We start from the raw sequence: 14,965 nt of genomic DNA, 5'->3' as shown, positions 1-14,965 counted from the left end.
TTTGGGTGTACTTTTAAGGTCATGCCGCCCTGTTGGAGTAGGGCTTCTGCTGCGGCAAGGTCGATGCTGCCGCCGTATTGATCAGTTCTAAGTTGATCGGTTCTGAGTAGCAGAGTCTATTGATCACCTAAGTTTAAATTGATATAAATAGTAATCATTATCATTTTTATTTAAGGTGTCTAATGCAGCTATCCATTGTCGAGCTAAACCAACTGGAACAGTGCGTGCGCCAAGGAGCTTTGCCAGATACGCCGAGTGTTCTTTATCAGTATCTAGCGGCTATCGAGCAATCTACCCAGTGCTGTTGTCGTAATGAGCAGCGCTGTGTGCAGTTGCGTAGCTATCGCACCTTGCTGGACACCATTTGCGATAGTTGCGTGGCGCACCAGTGGCGCCAGCTATGTTTGGATAACATTTACCGGCCTTTGAATGCGCTGGTGATGCTGAATTGTAGCCAACATCAGCGTCAGCAACTTTTGCGAATGAAGCGCGAGGTATACACATTAGGCCAATATTTTTTAGCTACGGGGCATGAATTTGCTACCGATCAACCCGCCGCATCAATGCAGCAGTGGCAGAGGAGTTAGTATGAGCACGATTCGTATCGAGAAAGACAGCATGGGAGAGCTAGAGGTACCGGCAGAGGCGCTCTACGCCGCTCAAACCCAGCGCGCGATCAACAACTTTCCGATCAGTGGGCGCCCCATGCCCGAGGCATTTATCAAGGCGCTGTTGCTGATTAAGTCGGCCGCGGCGCAAGCCAATGTGAAGCTTGAGTGCCTGAACCAAGCGCAAGCTGACGCGATTGTCACGGTATGTGCTCAGCTTCAAGAAGACCCGGCGTTGATGCAGCACTTTCCGGTCGATATTTTCCAAACGGGGTCTGGTACCAGCTCGAATATGAATGCGAATGAGGTGATCGCAACACTGGCAAGCAGAGCGTTAGGTGAGCCTGTTAGTCCGAATGATCATGTCAATTTTGGCCAAAGCAGTAACGATATTATCCCCACAGCGATTCATGTGAGTGCGGCGATTGCGTTAGAGAAGCAGCTGCTGCCAGCACTTAGGCACCTTGCAGAGGTGACCGAGAAGAAAGCCGCCGCAGTGGCTCAGTACTGTAAAACAGGCCGCACCCACTTGATGGATGCAATGCCGGTGCGCTTTGATCAACCGCTTTTGGGTTGGGCGGCACAGATTCGCCAAACTATTCAGCAGCTCGAGGCGTTGCAGCCAGAGTTACAAGCGTTGGCACAAGGGGGAACTGCGGTGGGTACGGGTATCAACGCGCACCCCGAGTTTGCCGCGCTTGTTAGCCAAGAACTCTCCACCCTCTCTGGTGTGGCCTTTACACCTGCGGATAACTTCTTTGCCCGTATCGGTTCTCAAGACACCGCGGTGGCGCTATCTGGGCAGCTGAAAACCGTTGCGGTGGCGATGATGAAGATCGCAAACGATCTGCGCTGGATGAACTCTGGCCCACTGGCAGGTTTGGGCGAAATTTCGCTAGAAGCGCTGCAGCCGGGTTCATCCATTATGCCGGGTAAGGTGAACCCCGTGATTCCAGAAGCCGCTGCGATGGCCGCCGCACAGGTGATCGGTAACGATGCGACGATCACTATCGGTGGGCAGTCGGGTAACTTCGAACTGAATGTAATGCTGCCGGTGATCGCTGCCAATCTACTCGATAGTTTGGAGCTGCTGAGTAACAGTGCCGTGTTGTTAGCGGATAAAGCGATTGCGACGTTTGAAGTGAACCAAGAGCGGCTTGACGATGCGCTACATAAGAACCCGATCCTAGTAACAGCATTAAACCCTAAGATTGGCTACTTGAAAGCTGCAGAGATCGCTAAGCAGGCTTATCGTGAGCAGCGGCCCATTATTGATGTGGCTGAGGAAAATACCGAGCTGAGCCGTGCTGAGTTAGAACAGCTACTCAACCCCGAAAAGCTGACTCAAGGCGGTCTGTAATACCCGCTTGCGGTGCGCCTATGGTGGGCGTACCGCATAGCGAGATAAGTACAGCTGCGTTAGAACAGCCCTTCAATGACACCATCGTCATTAATGCGGATACGGTTTGCAGCAGGAACACGGGGTAGGCCAGGCATGGTCATAATGTTGCCGCAAATGACCACCACAAAACCTGCCCCTGCACTTAAACGCACTTCGCGAATTGGTACGACATGGCCGCTCGGCGCGCCTTTCAATGCAGGATCTGTTGAGAAGCTGTACTGTGTTTTCGCAATACAGACGGGCAAGTGCCCGTAGCCATCGTGCTCGAGTTGTGCAATTTGATCACGTACCTTTTGATCGGCGATGATGTCGTCCGCGCCATATAGCTCGGTCGCGATCTTTTTAGCTTTACTCCAAAGCTTAAGGTCGCGCGAGTAGAGTGGGGTAAACTGGGCGGGTTTGGTATCGATCAGTTTAATGACCTCTTTGGCGAGATACTCCGCACCCTTGCCGCCTTCTGCCCAATGGGTACTCACCACCACTTCAACGCCAAGATCTCCGACTGCATCTTTAATCGCATCGATCTCTTCAGGGCTGTCGGAGTCAAATGGGTTGATCGCTACCAAGGCTGGTACGCCAAATTTAGCGATATTCTCTAGGTGGCGGCGTAGGTTGCTGCATCCGCGGGTTACTGCAGCCACATCACACTCTGCGAGCTGGTCTTGAGCGACACCGCCGTGTAATTTCAACGCTTTAACGGTGGCAACCACCACCGCAGCGCTGGGAGTGATTCCCGCATCAGGGCATTTAATATCGAAGAACTTCTCAGCGCCTAGATCAGCTCCAAAGCCCGCTTCGGTCACCACGTAGTCACTGAGCTTGAGCGCGGCGCGAGTAGCAATGACGGAGTTGCAACCGTGGGCAATATTGGCAAACGGCCCGCCGTGGATAAAGGCGGGATTGTGCTCGAGTGTTTGTACCAAGTTGGGTGCCAATGCGTCTTTTAGCAACACCGACATCGGGCCGTCAGCACTGAGCTGTTGTGCGGTAATAGGCTGCTTATCGCGGGTATAGCCCACGACAATTTTGGCTAACCGCTCGCGCAGGTCCGCTAAATCTTTGGCCATACAGAAGATCGCCATCACCTCAGAGGCTACGGTGATATCAAAGCCATCTTCGCGAGGAAAGCCATTACCGGGGCCGCCGAGAGAGCAGTTGATTTCCCGTAGGGCGCGGTCATTCATATCAACCACGCGCTTCCATGTGATGCGGCGTAAGTCGAGTTTTAAGGTGTTTTCCCAATGAATATGGTTATCGATGAGCGCGGCAAGCAAGTTGTTGGCGGCACCAATGGCGTGGAAATCACCGGTGAAGTGCAGGTTGATATCTTCCATCGGTATCACTTGCGCATAGCCGCCACCCGCCGCGCCGCCTTTCATCCCAAAACAGGGGCCAAGGCTTGGCTCACGCAAACATGCGGTTGCCTGTTTACCGATGCGGTTAAGGCCATCAGTTAGGCCAACGCTGGTGGTGGTTTTACCCTCACCTGCCGGGGTGGGTGAGATCGCTGAGACAAGAATGAGCTTACCGTCTGGTTTGGATTCCAATGTGCTCAAGTAGTCCAGATCAACCTTAGCTTTGTATTTACCGTAGGGCTCAATGGCTGAGGCGGGAATGTTCAACTTATCTGCAATGTGCTGGATTGGTTCGATAGGTGCTTGGCGAGCAATTTCGATATCCGTCTTTTTCATACAGCAACGACCTCGGTTGTGGGCAGCAATCGCCACGAGAAAGTGAGTAAGTTTCCTATAGGAAATTTAGCAGCATATAGGCGAAAGTTACAACTGTTGTCTCTGCTGTGCTTGTTTTGGTTTACATCGTTCTTGTTACATCTTGTTACAAGTTTTCCACATCTTGCTACAACTCGGTGCTATCTGGTTTACACCCGTTGGTTAGTCTTGTGGGGTGTTAAATAGCATCTTGAGTGGCTTGACCCCCTTCCGAGAGTAGCGCTGATGCGCTCACCGCTCGTTGCTGCTGCACACCCTCATATCAGTAATAAGAAGAATGACGCGGAACACGCGGAGGATATTTGACGATGAAAACAATAGGTGGACGAGCGTCCGGCACGTTGCTCACAGCAGCGATTGCGGCAGTAACGGCAGGGCTAGCATTACCCGCTTCAGCCTATAACCTGCACAGCGATGACCAGTCAGAGCTGAATCTGGATGTGGAAGCGATTGCTGGCACATTCAGCAGCCAAGAAAACTACTTTGGTAAGCCAGGTAATGGTTCAGATTGGCAGGAAGCCTACATTAAAGCTGGCCTTAGTGGTCATCGTCTATATGGAGAGCAGGGCGCAGCGGTGTTTGGCGCGTTTAATGTGCTGGCATCGGGCACCTTCGGAGATGGCGATGCTGGTGGTAACACAACGGGTAACGAGCGTGAGTTCGATATCGAAGATGCTTATGTAGGCTGGCGCTCCGGCAACATGCTACCAGGGCTGGGCGAAAACGGCTTAGAGTTCTCATTTGGTCGCCAAAACATCTCTTTGGGCGATGGCTTTCTGGTCAATGGTGATTCACTCAACCTAGGTGATTTTGCCGGTGATCTATCCGATCGCGGTGGCGCTTATTGGCTGGCTGCGCGCAAAGCGTTTGATAAAAGTTTATGGGTAAAAGTGGGCGGCGAAGGCCCATGGCGCTCAGATATTTTCTGGTTTGAGTCGGATAACAATGGCCAGTCAAATGTTGAAATGGCAGGTATCAACGTTGAGCATGTGATGCCACAGGGCACTATCGGTGCGATGTACCTGCAAGGCCTTGATCAAAACGACGTACTAGGTATGGGCCATGACCGCGATGGCATGGATACGTTGAGCCTACGCTTCCAAGGCAATATGGGTGTTGAGCAGCTGTTCCTGAATGCTGAATACGTGATGCAGGAAAATGGCAGTGGCGCCGATTCTGATGCATGGACCGCTGAGGCTGGCTGGACATTCAGTGACCTGCCATGGAGCCCAACAGTTAACTACCGTTTTACTCGTTATGACGAAGGGTACGACCCGCTATTCTTCGGCTTTAGCCGTGGTTACGGTACGTGGTATCAAGGTGAAGTGGCTGCAAACTACGCCGGCCCATTTGGTAGCGATGCAGATATCCACCATATCGGTATCAAAGTTGCGCCAACTGAGACACTGGCATTGGGTGCGCTCTTCTTTGACTTCAATAACTCCAGCACCTTTGGTGCAAATTCGGATGGTCAAGAGCTAGATATCTATGCGGAGTGGGTGGTTAATGACCACCTGATCATCAGCCCTCTGGTGGGTATCTACTCGCCTGATAGTGATAACCAAACGCAAAACAGCAACGACAACAACACATACTTCCAGTTGCTAGCGATTGTACCGTTCTAATTAAGTAACACGATAATTATTAAAAAAGCCGAGCTGTGAATAGCAGCTCGGCGCTTCTGCAGAGAGGGAAACACAGATGAAAGAGTTTGCAATGTTCATTGATGGTAAGCGCGTAGCGGGAGCCAACGGAGCGTTTGCAGTGCTGAATCCAGCGACTGAAGAGGTCGTTGCACAATGCCCACAGGCGAGCGTTGCTCAGCTAGATGAAGCGGTTGCGGCGGCACAAGCGTGCTATGAGACGTGGCAGTACTCTAGCGATGCAGACCGTAAAGCGCTGTTGCATAAAATTGCCGATAAAATTGAAGAAAATGCCGCTGAACTTGCGCAAATTGTGGTTGAAGAGCAGGGCAAGCCGATGTTTCTGGCACAAATGGAGGTGGGCGGCGCAATCGCATGGACACGTGCAACAGCAGAGCTTGAACTACCCGTTGATGTGCTTGAAGATTCTGAGAACAAGCGCGTTGAGGTTCACCGTAAGCCACTGGGCGTTGTTGGTTCGATTACACCTTGGAACTGGCCGCTGATGATTGCCGTGTGGCATATCATGCCAGCGATCCGTTCGGGTAACACGGTGGTGTCTAAGCCCTCTGGTTTAACGCCACTCAATACACTACGCCTTGTTGAATTGATCAACGATGTTGCGCCAGCGGGTCTTGTTAACAGTGTGACGGGTGAGAGCGGCATCGGTAGTGGTATTACTAAGCACCCCGGAATTCGCAAGATTGTGTTCACTGGCTCAACACCAACAGGCCAAACGATCATGCGTGGCGCAGCAGATAACCTGAAGCGTCTCACGCTTGAGTTAGGTGGTAACGATGCTGGTATCGTCTTGCCTGATGCAGACCCTAGTGCCATTGCAGAAGGCGTGTTCCAGACCGCTTTCTTAAATATGGGCCAAACCTGTGCGGCACTGAAACGCTTGTATGTTCATGACACGATCTATGAAGAGATGTGTGAAAAGCTGGCTGATGTAGCTGCTCAGCAGCGCGTGGGTAACGGCTTGGAAGAGGGCGTTACATTTGGCCCTGTACAGAATAAAGAGCAGCTTGAGCTAGTGAGTGAGCTGGTGGAAGACGCACGTGCTAACGGTGCCCGTATCCTTTGCGGTGGCCAACCGATGGAAGGTAACGGCTACTTCTATCCTCCGACGATTGTCGCCGATGTCACCAATGGTTCGCGGATCGTTGATGAGGAGCAGTTTGGGCCTGTATTGCCGGTGATTCGCTACAGCGATGTTGAAGAGGCGCTGCGCCTTGCGAATGCATCGGATGTAGGGCTGGGTGGCTCTGTGTGGTCTTCTGATCCAGCTAAAGCGGCGCAACTTGCTCAGCGCCTTGAGTGCGGCACCGCATGGGTGAACGGACACGCAGAGCTGCTGCCATACGCGCCGTTTGGCGGCTGTAAGATGTCTGGCTTTGGCGTTGAGTTTGGTCAAGAAGGCCTGCTTGAGTACACCTCAGCACAGGTTATCAATATCAATAAGTAAGGATCTAAACCCACACTGCATGCGTATACCGAAGTGTTATACATCATGTTTGTGAAGTCCTCTATTTGCCCCGTGTGAGCGGGGCGATCTTTTCCTCTGGCGTTGTTTTTGCACGATTCAACAGCCCTTTTGTATTTCCTTCTGTCACCAGAAGCTCTTCTGTGCCCCTCTTGATGAGGGGCTTTTTTTAAAATCATATTGCCAAGAAAACATCAGCAACTGAGTTAATGGGGCAATGCTAAATAGAGCGCACGCTCAAATAGACGCCCAGTGACACAAAAAACGCTGCAGAAAGATCAGCGGTGCTGTTCTTAGCCCTTAGCATATCCACTCTATGCTCTGAAAAGAGCACGCTTATGGCTGCTGTCTGCGCGGAATCTCAAGGCGTTTAATGAGGCGCAATAGGTTACTGCGGTCCACCTTAAGCGCTCTGGCGGTAGCCGCCACATTGTAGTGGTGCTCGGCGAGTGTGCGGGCGATGAGCTGCTGTTGAAAGCTATCGAGGGCATCTTTCAATGAAAGGTGGCTTGGGACCTCAGCAGTGGGGGGTGGCGGTGTCTCGGTTAACATCGGTTGGCTTGGTTCGATCCCTAAATTGGCCGGTGTAATGTGCACCATCTTTTGCTGTTGTTGCTGGCTACGAGCCTTAAGCGCAGCGCGGCTAATAAGGTGCTTTAGCTCCCTCACGTTGCCGGGCCAATGATAATGTAGCAGAAGCTGTTTTGCTTCGGCGGTAAGCAGTAGTTTCTGGATATTCAGGCGGTACTGGTCGCGCTCCAGAAAGTGCTCTGCCAGCTGCAAGACATCGCTGCCACGTTCTCGCAGAGGAGGGATCGTGATCGGAAACACGCTAAGCCGGTGATAAAGATCCGCTCGAAAGCGACCCGCTTTCACCTCATCACTTAGGTTGCGGTTAGTGGCTGCGATGATACGCACATCTACCCGCTTAGTGTGATCGCTACCCATACGCTGCACTTCGCCCTCCTGCAGCACGCGCAGCAGCTTGGCTTGTAACGGAAGTGGGATCTCCCCAATCTCATCTAAAAAGAGCGTGCCCCCATCGGCCAGCTCGAAACGCCCGCTGCGTGCTTGAGTTGCGCCTGTGAACGCCCCTTGGGTATGTCCGAATAACTCTGCTTCAGCGAGTGTCTCGGGCAGTGCTGCACAGTTAAGCTGTACGAGTGGTTGGTCAAAGCGCGTTGACTGCAAGTGCAACCGGCGTGCAATCATCTCTTTTCCCACACCCGTTTCGCCTTGCAGTAGCACGGTGAGCGGCGTGCCCGCCACGGTATCGACATCCTTTAGTAACTGCCCCAATGCAGCGCTATTGCCGACAATATCAGTAGGCCCTTGCTCTCGGTTGAGCTCGGCGGTGACCTCATGGCCGTGGCTGACCTGGCGTTCGAGTAATGCAATTCGCTGTGCAGCGGTGATCACTGCACGTGTCAGTGTAATGGCCGCATGCTGCTGGGCTGGGGCAACATCATCAAATTGCCCGGGGCGCATCGCATCTAGTGTGATAACTCCCCAGGGCTGTTCGTCGATATAAATGGATATTCCCATGCAATCGTGCACGTGCAGCTCGCCATCGGGCGTATTCACTAATCCATCATAGGGGTCGGGAATGTCTGCGTGGCTGTCAAAGCGCACCACTTGGCGGCTGTTCAAAATTCGATCCAGCCTTGGGTGTTGCCCCAGCTTAAAGCGTCGACCTTGGGTCTCGGGGTTGAGCCCCTTGAACACTAAAGGCTCTAAGTAGGCGCCGGAAATTTTCAGCAGTGCGATAGCATCACAGGGAATGGCTGTTTGGATTGCCGTCAGTAAGCGCTGGTATCTCTCGGTGCTGGATATGTCGCGAGTGATGTCTTCGATTACATCGATATAGGTTTCAATGGTCATGCTGTCAAAAGTACATCGATGTTGTTTTTTTGACAACTTTTGATGCGTGTCATAAAGACCGCTTTTTATTTATCTCATTTAAAATCAATAAGATAAAAATTGGCATGTACTTTGTATTAGGTGTGTTGATCGCACGGTACAACATCTTCACATCTACGTTAAGGGCATCGATATATTGCGTATTGCACGTGGTATTAGCACTGCTTTGGTGGTGCTCTATGTCAGCTCGATATGGGTAGCTGCTGATGTGATGAAGGGAAGCAATGTCATAGGGCGGTGCAGTGCTCGCCTTGAACATTTGCCGCCGCCAACCCGGTTGGTGCGATAAGTATTGCCTAAATTTTTTACCACTGTGTGGGGTATGCCACTAAGACGTCCCACGGGGTGTTATCTATGGAGTTCTTATGCTGAATCAAGATCAGATTGCCATCATTAATGCCACTGTGCCCGCTGTTAAGGCACATGCGCGGGATATTACTAACTGTTTCTATCCGTTGATGTTTGCTCGTTATCCAGAAGTAAAGAGGTACTTTAACCACACCAACCAAATACAAGGAACACAGCGTGAAGCTTTAGCCAATGCGGTTATCGCTTATGCCGGAAATATTGAGCGCCTAGAAGCATTAGGAGACGCGGTTAGCCTTATCGCCCATAAACATTGCTCTTTGGGCATTTTACCGGAGCATTACCCCATTGTTGGGGAGTGTTTGCTCGCTGCGATCTCCGACGTGTTGGGTGATGCTGCAACCGAGGAGGTACTGTCTGCGTGGGGAGCCGCATATGAGCAGTTAGCCGCTATTTTGATCGGCGTTGAAGAGACAATTTATGAGCAGAATCAGCAGCGCTTGGGTGGTTGGCGCGGTGAGCGAGCGTTTCGCTTAGTCGATAGAGTAGAAGAGAGCACACTGATCACATCCTACTATTTACACCCAGTCGATGGTGATCCACTGGTCAGCTTCTTGCCGGGTCAGTATGTGGGTGTAGTGTTGCACATTCATGGTGAAGAGATACGCCGCAATTACAGTTTGTCTGACGCGCCTGACAAGCATGGCATCCGGATTAGTGTGAAGCGTGAGCCTGATGGAGTTGTCTCGAATTACTTACATGAACACTTTGTTGTAGGGGATGAAATTGCCGTAACAGCGCCATGTGGTGATTTCGTGCTCGACGATAGCCAACGCCCGTTGGTACTCTTAAGTGGTGGCGTTGGGATTACGCCGACGATGAGTATGCTGAATGCCTGTGTTACCAGTGGTCGGGAGATTATATTTATTCACGCTGCACTCAATAGCCAAGTACACGCCTTTAGGGACCATGTGGCAGAACTGAGCACGCGTTATGACAACCTGAAATCGTTTACTATTTATGATCAAGCACTGAGCGGTGACACCCCCGATGCCAAAGGCTACCTGAGCGCGGAGCTATTGGCGCAATGGTTACCAGAGAATCGCGATGTGGAGCTCTATTTTCTTGGCCCTAAGCCATTCATGCAGGCGGTAAGTGGCTTTGTGAGAGAACTGAAAATTCCTGAAACGCAGGTTCATTACGAATTTTTTGGCCCGTTGCAAGAGTTGCATGCTGACGCTGTTGATATGGCGGTTAGCCAGTAACGTAAAAGTGTTTAGGTAAAACTATCTGAGATAATATCGATAGCATGGACGGTCATCTTTTATGCTATCGGTTTCTCTATTTCAAATGGGTGATCAATATGTACCGATTTTATTGAATAAGGTTATTACTCATCTTTTTGGATTTTATTTTTACTTTTCAGTTTCGTTTCAGATTGATCTTTTAATCTACACCCATCAAAACGACATTCAAGGCGCTGATCACGCATCACCGCCGACAACAGATTAAAAGGATCATCATCATGAAAACAGTTATCGCTTCTACACTTTTCGCCGTACTTGCTAGCTCTTCTGCCTTCGCTGCGAACGACCTCAGCCAGTTCTCTGATCACTCAGTGCAAGCTAACCTAGCCGTGGGCCACAGCAGCACGGCAACCGGCTTTAACACCGCTAACCCATTGTCTGAGCTAGGTAATTCTAAAGAAGCGCATCTAGCATCTGAGACACGCGTTGCCGATGCGAATGCACACGGTGCGGTACTGGTTGCCTCTTACGGCCTTGATGTACCGAGCGTATCCAGCGAAGCGACACTGTAATACCCCGCTTTTTTCATCACTGTTCCATCCCCTCTATCCTCAGGTTTACAGTACACACGTTGGGAGCTTCGGCTCCCTTTTTTTATGGCTGCTATTTGCGATTTTTTGCAGTGATAAAAACATAATATATCTATGGTTTTTCTCTGTTTATAACCTGGGGTTTAAAAGGTTTTAACGAGAGGTTTAATCGGTTTTTTCTACGTGTTTTTAGCTAAAAATAAATAAAACTTTTCGGGTTTTTTCAGTTTCGTTTCAGATTCGTTATATACATTTAACCCATCGAAACAAGCTATGAAGGCCACCAACAAGGTGAGCCACCGACAGAATCAAAAAAGGTAAACGATCATGAAAACACTACTTAACACAGCCATCATCACATCCGCTCTTTTCGCAACGTCAGCGTTTGCTGTGAATGACCTCAGCCAGTTTGGTGCAAACTCCGTTGAGAGCAACCTAGCGGCACACACCGTCGCAACAGAGCAAGGTTTTGAAGCGGCAGTCAGCCCACTGACACAACTGGGTGCGTCAACAGAAGGTCACCTATCTGCTCAAGTGGATAGCGCGCCAACGTACAGCGCTGATAGCAGCGTGGCATCGTTTGGTTTGGAAGTACCGGCCAACTCTAACGAAGCGCTGTTGTAATCGATTAGTGCTGTAATCAACTAGCACGGTAACGAATCACGCACGAACGGGAGATCGACACGTGATTTGAGCAAGTCGCTTAAAGCAGAAGGAGGCCTTGGCCTCCTTTTTTGCGTTTGTTTAGCGTAGCAAACAGTAGATGCGGGTGAGCAGTTCATCTGGTGGCGTAGTTTTCGGATCGTTCAAATACTCTTCAAAGCAGGGAAAGTCCCCTGGCTCATAACCACTTTGGGGAAACCAGTTCCCAAATAGCCAAGCATAAGGCTTTTCAAGCTCCGCATATGATCCTTTAAATAGTAAATTCACACAGGTGCCTGCCGGTAAGGTAAGCGGCGTTGGCGCATCGTTATCTGTATCGGTTGGGCTGTTACTGGTGATACAGGCGTGGGAGCGCAACTCATCGCTCTCAACAGAGCCCGGGTCGTGATAGTAAATACCAAAAGAGCGGGTAGATTGATTCAAAAGTCCTTTGCTACCGGCATAAATAAAGAGCTTTTCAAAAGATTGCCCGATACCCATGTAGTCCCCTTTGTGCTCATAGCCTATGAGTTCTAAGCCTGGGAATTGGCTAATTTCAACCTCAAACATATGACTAACATCCTTTATTGGTGGCAGTTCTGTACGCAGGGATTTGATATCGTCGGCTGCTCGTTGCTTACCTTCTCGGTACACGCTGGGGGCAATACCGTATTGTTTACTAAAGGCGCGGCTAAAGGCTTCGAGGCTGGTGTAGCACGCTTGGTTAGCAATCTTGGGCAGAGGTTTTTCGGTACGAATCAGTTCCGCTGCGGCATATTGGAGGCGTACTCTGCGAATCGTCGCATTGATGTTTTCCCCGCTCATCTGCCGATAGATACGGTGGAAGTGGTAGGGTGACATCGCTGCGACATCTGCTAGCGTGTTTACATCTAACGGCGCTTGCTGATGAGCGTAGATATAGTCCAGCACTTTATGTAAGCGTTGGCGATACTGATGGCTTGTTGATGGCTTCATAACGTCTCCTTTCGACACCATAGTAGGCGAGCAGCGCTTGATAATGTTTGCGCTTTTAGCGGAGGCGGCGGTAGTTCAATGCTCGCTTACGAGTGCTTCAACATGCGGGCGGCATTCGCCACAGCGTGGCTGCAGGCCATGCAGGGCTAAGATCTCCCGGTAATCAACCTCTCCGGTATCTATCGCTTCAACGATATCGCAGATATAGAGATCATTGCAGGTGCAGACTAGGGTGGCGTCAGCGAGTTTTCTGTCTTCGTTCATATTGGGCTCCAGAGTCTTTGAGGGTAGATACTAGAAGCTGATAGCCGCGGGGAACAGTGACATATTTGCATCTAAACTTGAGGAGGTTTCAGTTGTTACTCAGGGGCCGCTGATGCTGCGGCCACCTGCCGGTGCTTGTTATTCAATCAGGCTTTTCAGTGCTTTTAGCATACCTAATGCGCTTTCGGCGTTCATTTTATAGGGCTCAAACTCGTCGGTCAGGCCAAACTGGGTGATCAACTCTTTCGTTACCGAGGACTCGGGAATAAAGCCCATGTGCCAATTGCTAAAGGCTCTTTCACTGATCTCTTCATAGCCGAGAATGACGGCATCGTGGTGTCGGCTATCGCGCATGATGCGCTCGTAAGCTTTATTCACCTCGTGGCGTGAGCCCTCTATAGATTGCAGAAAGTACTTACGGTTAAAGCAAAGCAGGCCGGTAATATGGTGCTTTTGATTATTCCGTTTTGAGGTTTCGAGTATGCTGCTAATCTCTTCGGGTCCGAAAGCGTCGTTCTCGCGTGTTACACGGCTAGTGTAAATGAGGCGAACTAGATACATGAGCTTGCTCCTTGTTTTGATCAAAAGCATCCTTTTGAGGTTAGCTGAGAATGGCCGTTGTGCAATTTAAGGTAGACCTTTCTTATCTAGGGGAGGCAAGGGGGGACTTTTCTTTGCAGAGTCTTTTTGCGTGATTTTTTTGAGGGTTTCTATTTTTAACAGCAAGGCTTAGGTAAATTAAAGAATAATTCACTAAATAGACTGGCGATTATTTTTAAATTTATTTTATCTTTTCAGTTTCATTTCAGATTGATCTTTTAATCTACACCCATCAAAACGACATTCAAGGCGCTGATCACGCATCACCGCCAACAACCGATTAAAAGGATCATCACCATGAAAACAGTTATCGCTTCTACACTTTTCGCCGTACTGGCTAGCTCTTCTGCCTTCGCTGCTAACGACCTCAGCCAGTTCTCTGATCACTCAGTGCAAGCAAACCTAGCCGTGGGCCACAGCAGCACAGCAACCGGATTTAACACCGCTAACCCCTTGTCTGAACTAGGTAATTCTAAAGAAGCGCATCTAGCATCTGAGACACGCGTTGCTGATGCGAATGCACAGGGTGCGGTATTGGTTGCCTCTTACGGCTTGGATGTACCGAGCGTATCCAGCGAAGCAGCATTGTAATACTCCGCTTTTTTCATCACTGTTCCACCCCCTCTATTCTCAGGTTTACAGTACACACGTTGGGAGCTTCGGCTCCCTTTTTTTATGTCTGCTATTTACGATTTTTTTACGGTGATAAAAAGATAAGGGGGCTACGGTTTTTCTCTGTTTATAACCTTAGGTTTAAAAGGTTTTAACAAGAGGTTTAATCAGTTTTTGCTACGTGTTTTTAGCGAAAAATAAATAAAAGTTTTCAGGTTTTTTCAGTTTCGTTTCAGATTCGTCATATACATTTAACTCATCGAAACAAGCTATGAAGGCCACCCACCAGGTGAGCCACCGACAGAATCAAAAAAGGTAAACGATCATGAAAACACTACTTAACACAGCCATCATCACATCCGCTCTTTTCGCAACGTCAGCGTTTGCGGTGAATGACCTCAGCCAATTTGGTGCTAACTCGGTTGAGAGCAACCTAGCGACACACACCGTCGCAACAGAGCAAGGTTTTGAAGCGGCAGTCAGCCCACTGACACAACTGGGTGCGTCAACAGAAGGTCACCTATCTGCTCAAGTGGACAGCGCGCCAACCTACAACGCCGATAGCAGCGTGGCATCGTTTGGTTTGGAAGTGCCAAGCAACTCTAACGAAGCATTGTTGTAATCGATTAGTGCTGTAATCAACTAGCACGGTAACGAATCACGCACGAACGGGAGATCGACACGTGATTTGAGCAAGTCGCTTAAGGAACATGCGATTAAGTCCCTAGCATGAGACAATAACCCCCTCATTCCCATTGGAAGCCATCATCTCATGAGCCAGCAACTGTCTTTCTCTGATAGCGAGTTTACCAGCAAACGCCGTAAAACCCGCAAAGAGCTTTTCCTTGGTCGGATGAATGAACTGATCCCATGGCAGCAACTTGAAGCTCAAATTGAACCGTTCTACCCAAAAGCGGGCAAGGGTCGGCGTCCATACCCT

15 protein-coding genes are annotated in these 14,965 nt (G+C 50.0%); 10 read left to right on the top strand and 5 right to left on the bottom strand.

The window, feature by feature from the left end; genetic code table 11:
• The first annotated feature begins 182 nt into the window (after positions 1-182).
• Positions 183-587, top strand: coding sequence for a hypothetical protein (locus tag EOE65_RS09400; protein ID WP_127694067.1), 405 nt, complete (start codon positions 183-185; stop codon positions 585-587).
• A 1-nt stretch (position 588) separates the two neighbouring features.
• The gene (locus EOE65_RS09395; protein WP_127694066.1) at positions 589-1,968 is read left to right on the top strand and encodes a class II fumarate hydratase; all 1,380 of its coding nucleotides are present in this window, start codon (positions 589-591) and stop codon (positions 1,966-1,968) included.
• Between the two features lie 59 nt (positions 1,969-2,027).
• Here the strand turns inward: EOE65_RS09395 and EOE65_RS09390 are convergent, their stop codons facing one another.
• The gene (locus EOE65_RS09390) at positions 2,028-3,701 is read right to left on the bottom strand and encodes a formate--tetrahydrofolate ligase (protein ID WP_127694065.1); all 1,674 of its coding nucleotides are present in this window, start codon (positions 3,699-3,701) and stop codon (positions 2,028-2,030) included.
• 347 nt (positions 3,702-4,048) lie between these two features.
• On the opposite strand from EOE65_RS09390, the gene EOE65_RS09385 reads away from it, so the two are divergent.
• Complete coding sequence (locus EOE65_RS09385) at positions 4,049-5,365, top strand: alginate export family protein (RefSeq protein ID WP_127694064.1); 1,317 nt, start codon at positions 4,049-4,051, stop codon at positions 5,363-5,365.
• A 76-nt stretch (positions 5,366-5,441) separates the two neighbouring features.
• Entirely contained in the window at positions 5,442-6,851 is a 1,410-nt protein-coding gene (locus EOE65_RS09380) for an aldehyde dehydrogenase family protein (protein ID WP_127694063.1), read from the top strand.
• 354 nt (positions 6,852-7,205) lie between these two features.
• Here EOE65_RS09380 and norR read toward each other — a convergent pair whose 3' ends face one another.
• Positions 7,206-8,750, bottom strand: a complete 1,545-nt coding sequence (gene norR, locus EOE65_RS09375) for a nitric oxide reductase transcriptional regulator NorR (protein WP_127694062.1) — start codon at positions 8,748-8,750, stop codon at positions 7,206-7,208.
• A 404-nt stretch (positions 8,751-9,154) separates the two neighbouring features.
• Between norR and hmpA the strand changes: the two genes are divergently transcribed.
• The 3 genes from hmpA to EOE65_RS09360 all read left to right on the top strand — a co-directional run bounded on the left by hmpA (position 9,155) and on the right by EOE65_RS09360 (position 11,556).
• Positions 9,155-10,360: an NO-inducible flavohemoprotein gene (gene hmpA, locus EOE65_RS09370; protein WP_127694061.1), complete on the top strand. Its 1,206-nt coding sequence runs from the start codon at positions 9,155-9,157 to the stop codon at positions 10,358-10,360.
• Between the two features lie 260 nt (positions 10,361-10,620).
• The gene (locus EOE65_RS09365; protein WP_127694060.1) at positions 10,621-10,914 is read left to right on the top strand and encodes a hypothetical protein; all 294 of its coding nucleotides are present in this window, start codon (positions 10,621-10,623) and stop codon (positions 10,912-10,914) included.
• A 345-nt stretch (positions 10,915-11,259) separates the two neighbouring features.
• Positions 11,260-11,556 carry a hypothetical protein gene (locus tag EOE65_RS09360; protein ID WP_127694059.1) on the top strand — a complete coding sequence of 99 codons (297 nt, stop codon included), beginning with the start codon at positions 11,260-11,262 and terminating at the stop codon, positions 11,554-11,556.
• A 120-nt stretch (positions 11,557-11,676) separates the two neighbouring features.
• Here the strand turns inward: EOE65_RS09360 and EOE65_RS09355 are convergent, their stop codons facing one another.
• From EOE65_RS09355 to EOE65_RS09345, 3 genes are all read right to left on the bottom strand, one after another.
• Positions 11,677-12,549, bottom strand: a complete 873-nt coding sequence (locus EOE65_RS09355) for an AraC family transcriptional regulator (protein WP_127694058.1) — start codon at positions 12,547-12,549, stop codon at positions 11,677-11,679.
• A 75-nt stretch (positions 12,550-12,624) separates the two neighbouring features.
• Positions 12,625-12,813 (bottom strand): (2Fe-2S)-binding protein, encoded by a 189-nt coding sequence (locus EOE65_RS09350; RefSeq protein WP_127694057.1) that lies wholly within the window; start codon positions 12,811-12,813, stop codon positions 12,625-12,627.
• Between the two features lie 138 nt (positions 12,814-12,951).
• Positions 12,952-13,374 carry a BLUF domain-containing protein gene (locus EOE65_RS09345; protein WP_127694056.1) on the bottom strand — a complete coding sequence of 141 codons (423 nt, stop codon included), beginning with the start codon at positions 13,372-13,374 and terminating at the stop codon, positions 12,952-12,954.
• A gap of 336 nt (positions 13,375-13,710) precedes the next feature.
• Between EOE65_RS09345 and EOE65_RS09340 the strand changes: the two genes are divergently transcribed.
• The 3 genes from EOE65_RS09340 to EOE65_RS18225 all read left to right on the top strand — a co-directional run.
• On the top strand, positions 13,711-14,004 hold the full coding sequence (locus EOE65_RS09340) for a hypothetical protein (RefSeq protein WP_127694055.1): 294 nt from the start codon (positions 13,711-13,713) through the stop codon (positions 14,002-14,004).
• Positions 14,005-14,350: 346 nt separating this feature from the next.
• Positions 14,351-14,647: a hypothetical protein gene (locus tag EOE65_RS09335; RefSeq protein WP_127694054.1), complete on the top strand. Its 297-nt coding sequence runs from the start codon at positions 14,351-14,353 to the stop codon at positions 14,645-14,647.
• A 150-nt stretch (positions 14,648-14,797) separates the two neighbouring features.
• Positions 14,798-14,965 (top strand): transposase (locus EOE65_RS18225; RefSeq protein WP_476739125.1); only part of this gene is annotated, 168 nt, incomplete at its 3' end.

The sequence above is a fragment of the Neptunomonas marina genome, from assembly GCF_004005935.1.
GTDB lineage: Bacteria > Pseudomonadota > Gammaproteobacteria > Pseudomonadales > Balneatricaceae > Neptunomonas > Neptunomonas marina.
This window is presented reverse-complemented; position numbering and strand designations above follow the sequence as displayed.

Bases quoted from the DNA above. Each gene is read 5' to 3' on its own strand.
- EOE65_RS09400 (WP_127694067.1), top strand. From the start codon at position 183: ATGCAGCTATCCATTGTCGAGCTAAACCAACTGGAACAGTGCGTGCGC.
- EOE65_RS09385 (WP_127694064.1), top strand. From the start codon at position 4,049: ATGAAAACAATAGGTGGACGAGCGTCCGGCACGTTGCTCACAGCAGCG.
- EOE65_RS09390 (WP_127694065.1), bottom strand. From the start codon at position 3,701: ATGAAAAAGACGGATATCGAAATTGCTCGCCAAGCACCTATCGAACCA.
- EOE65_RS09380 (WP_127694063.1), top strand. From the start codon at position 5,442: ATGAAAGAGTTTGCAATGTTCATTGATGGTAAGCGCGTAGCGGGAGCC.
- EOE65_RS09360 (WP_127694059.1), top strand. From the start codon at position 11,260: ATGAAAACACTACTTAACACAGCCATCATCACATCCGCTCTTTTCGCA.
- EOE65_RS09345 (WP_127694056.1), bottom strand. From the start codon at position 13,374: ATGTATCTAGTTCGCCTCATTTACACTAGCCGTGTAACACGCGAGAAC.
- EOE65_RS09355 (WP_127694058.1), bottom strand. From the start codon at position 12,549: ATGAAGCCATCAACAAGCCATCAGTATCGCCAACGCTTACATAAAGTG.
- norR (WP_127694062.1), bottom strand. From the start codon at position 8,750: ATGACCATTGAAACCTATATCGATGTAATCGAAGACATCACTCGCGAC.
- hmpA (WP_127694061.1), top strand. From the start codon at position 9,155: ATGCTGAATCAAGATCAGATTGCCATCATTAATGCCACTGTGCCCGCT.
- EOE65_RS09350 (WP_127694057.1), bottom strand. From the start codon at position 12,813: ATGAACGAAGACAGAAAACTCGCTGACGCCACCCTAGTCTGCACCTGC.
- EOE65_RS09395 (WP_127694066.1), top strand. From the start codon at position 589: ATGAGCACGATTCGTATCGAGAAAGACAGCATGGGAGAGCTAGAGGTA.
- EOE65_RS09340 (WP_127694055.1), top strand. From the start codon at position 13,711: ATGAAAACAGTTATCGCTTCTACACTTTTCGCCGTACTGGCTAGCTCT.
- EOE65_RS09335 (WP_127694054.1), top strand. From the start codon at position 14,351: ATGAAAACACTACTTAACACAGCCATCATCACATCCGCTCTTTTCGCA.
- EOE65_RS09365 (WP_127694060.1), top strand. From the start codon at position 10,621: ATGAAAACAGTTATCGCTTCTACACTTTTCGCCGTACTTGCTAGCTCT.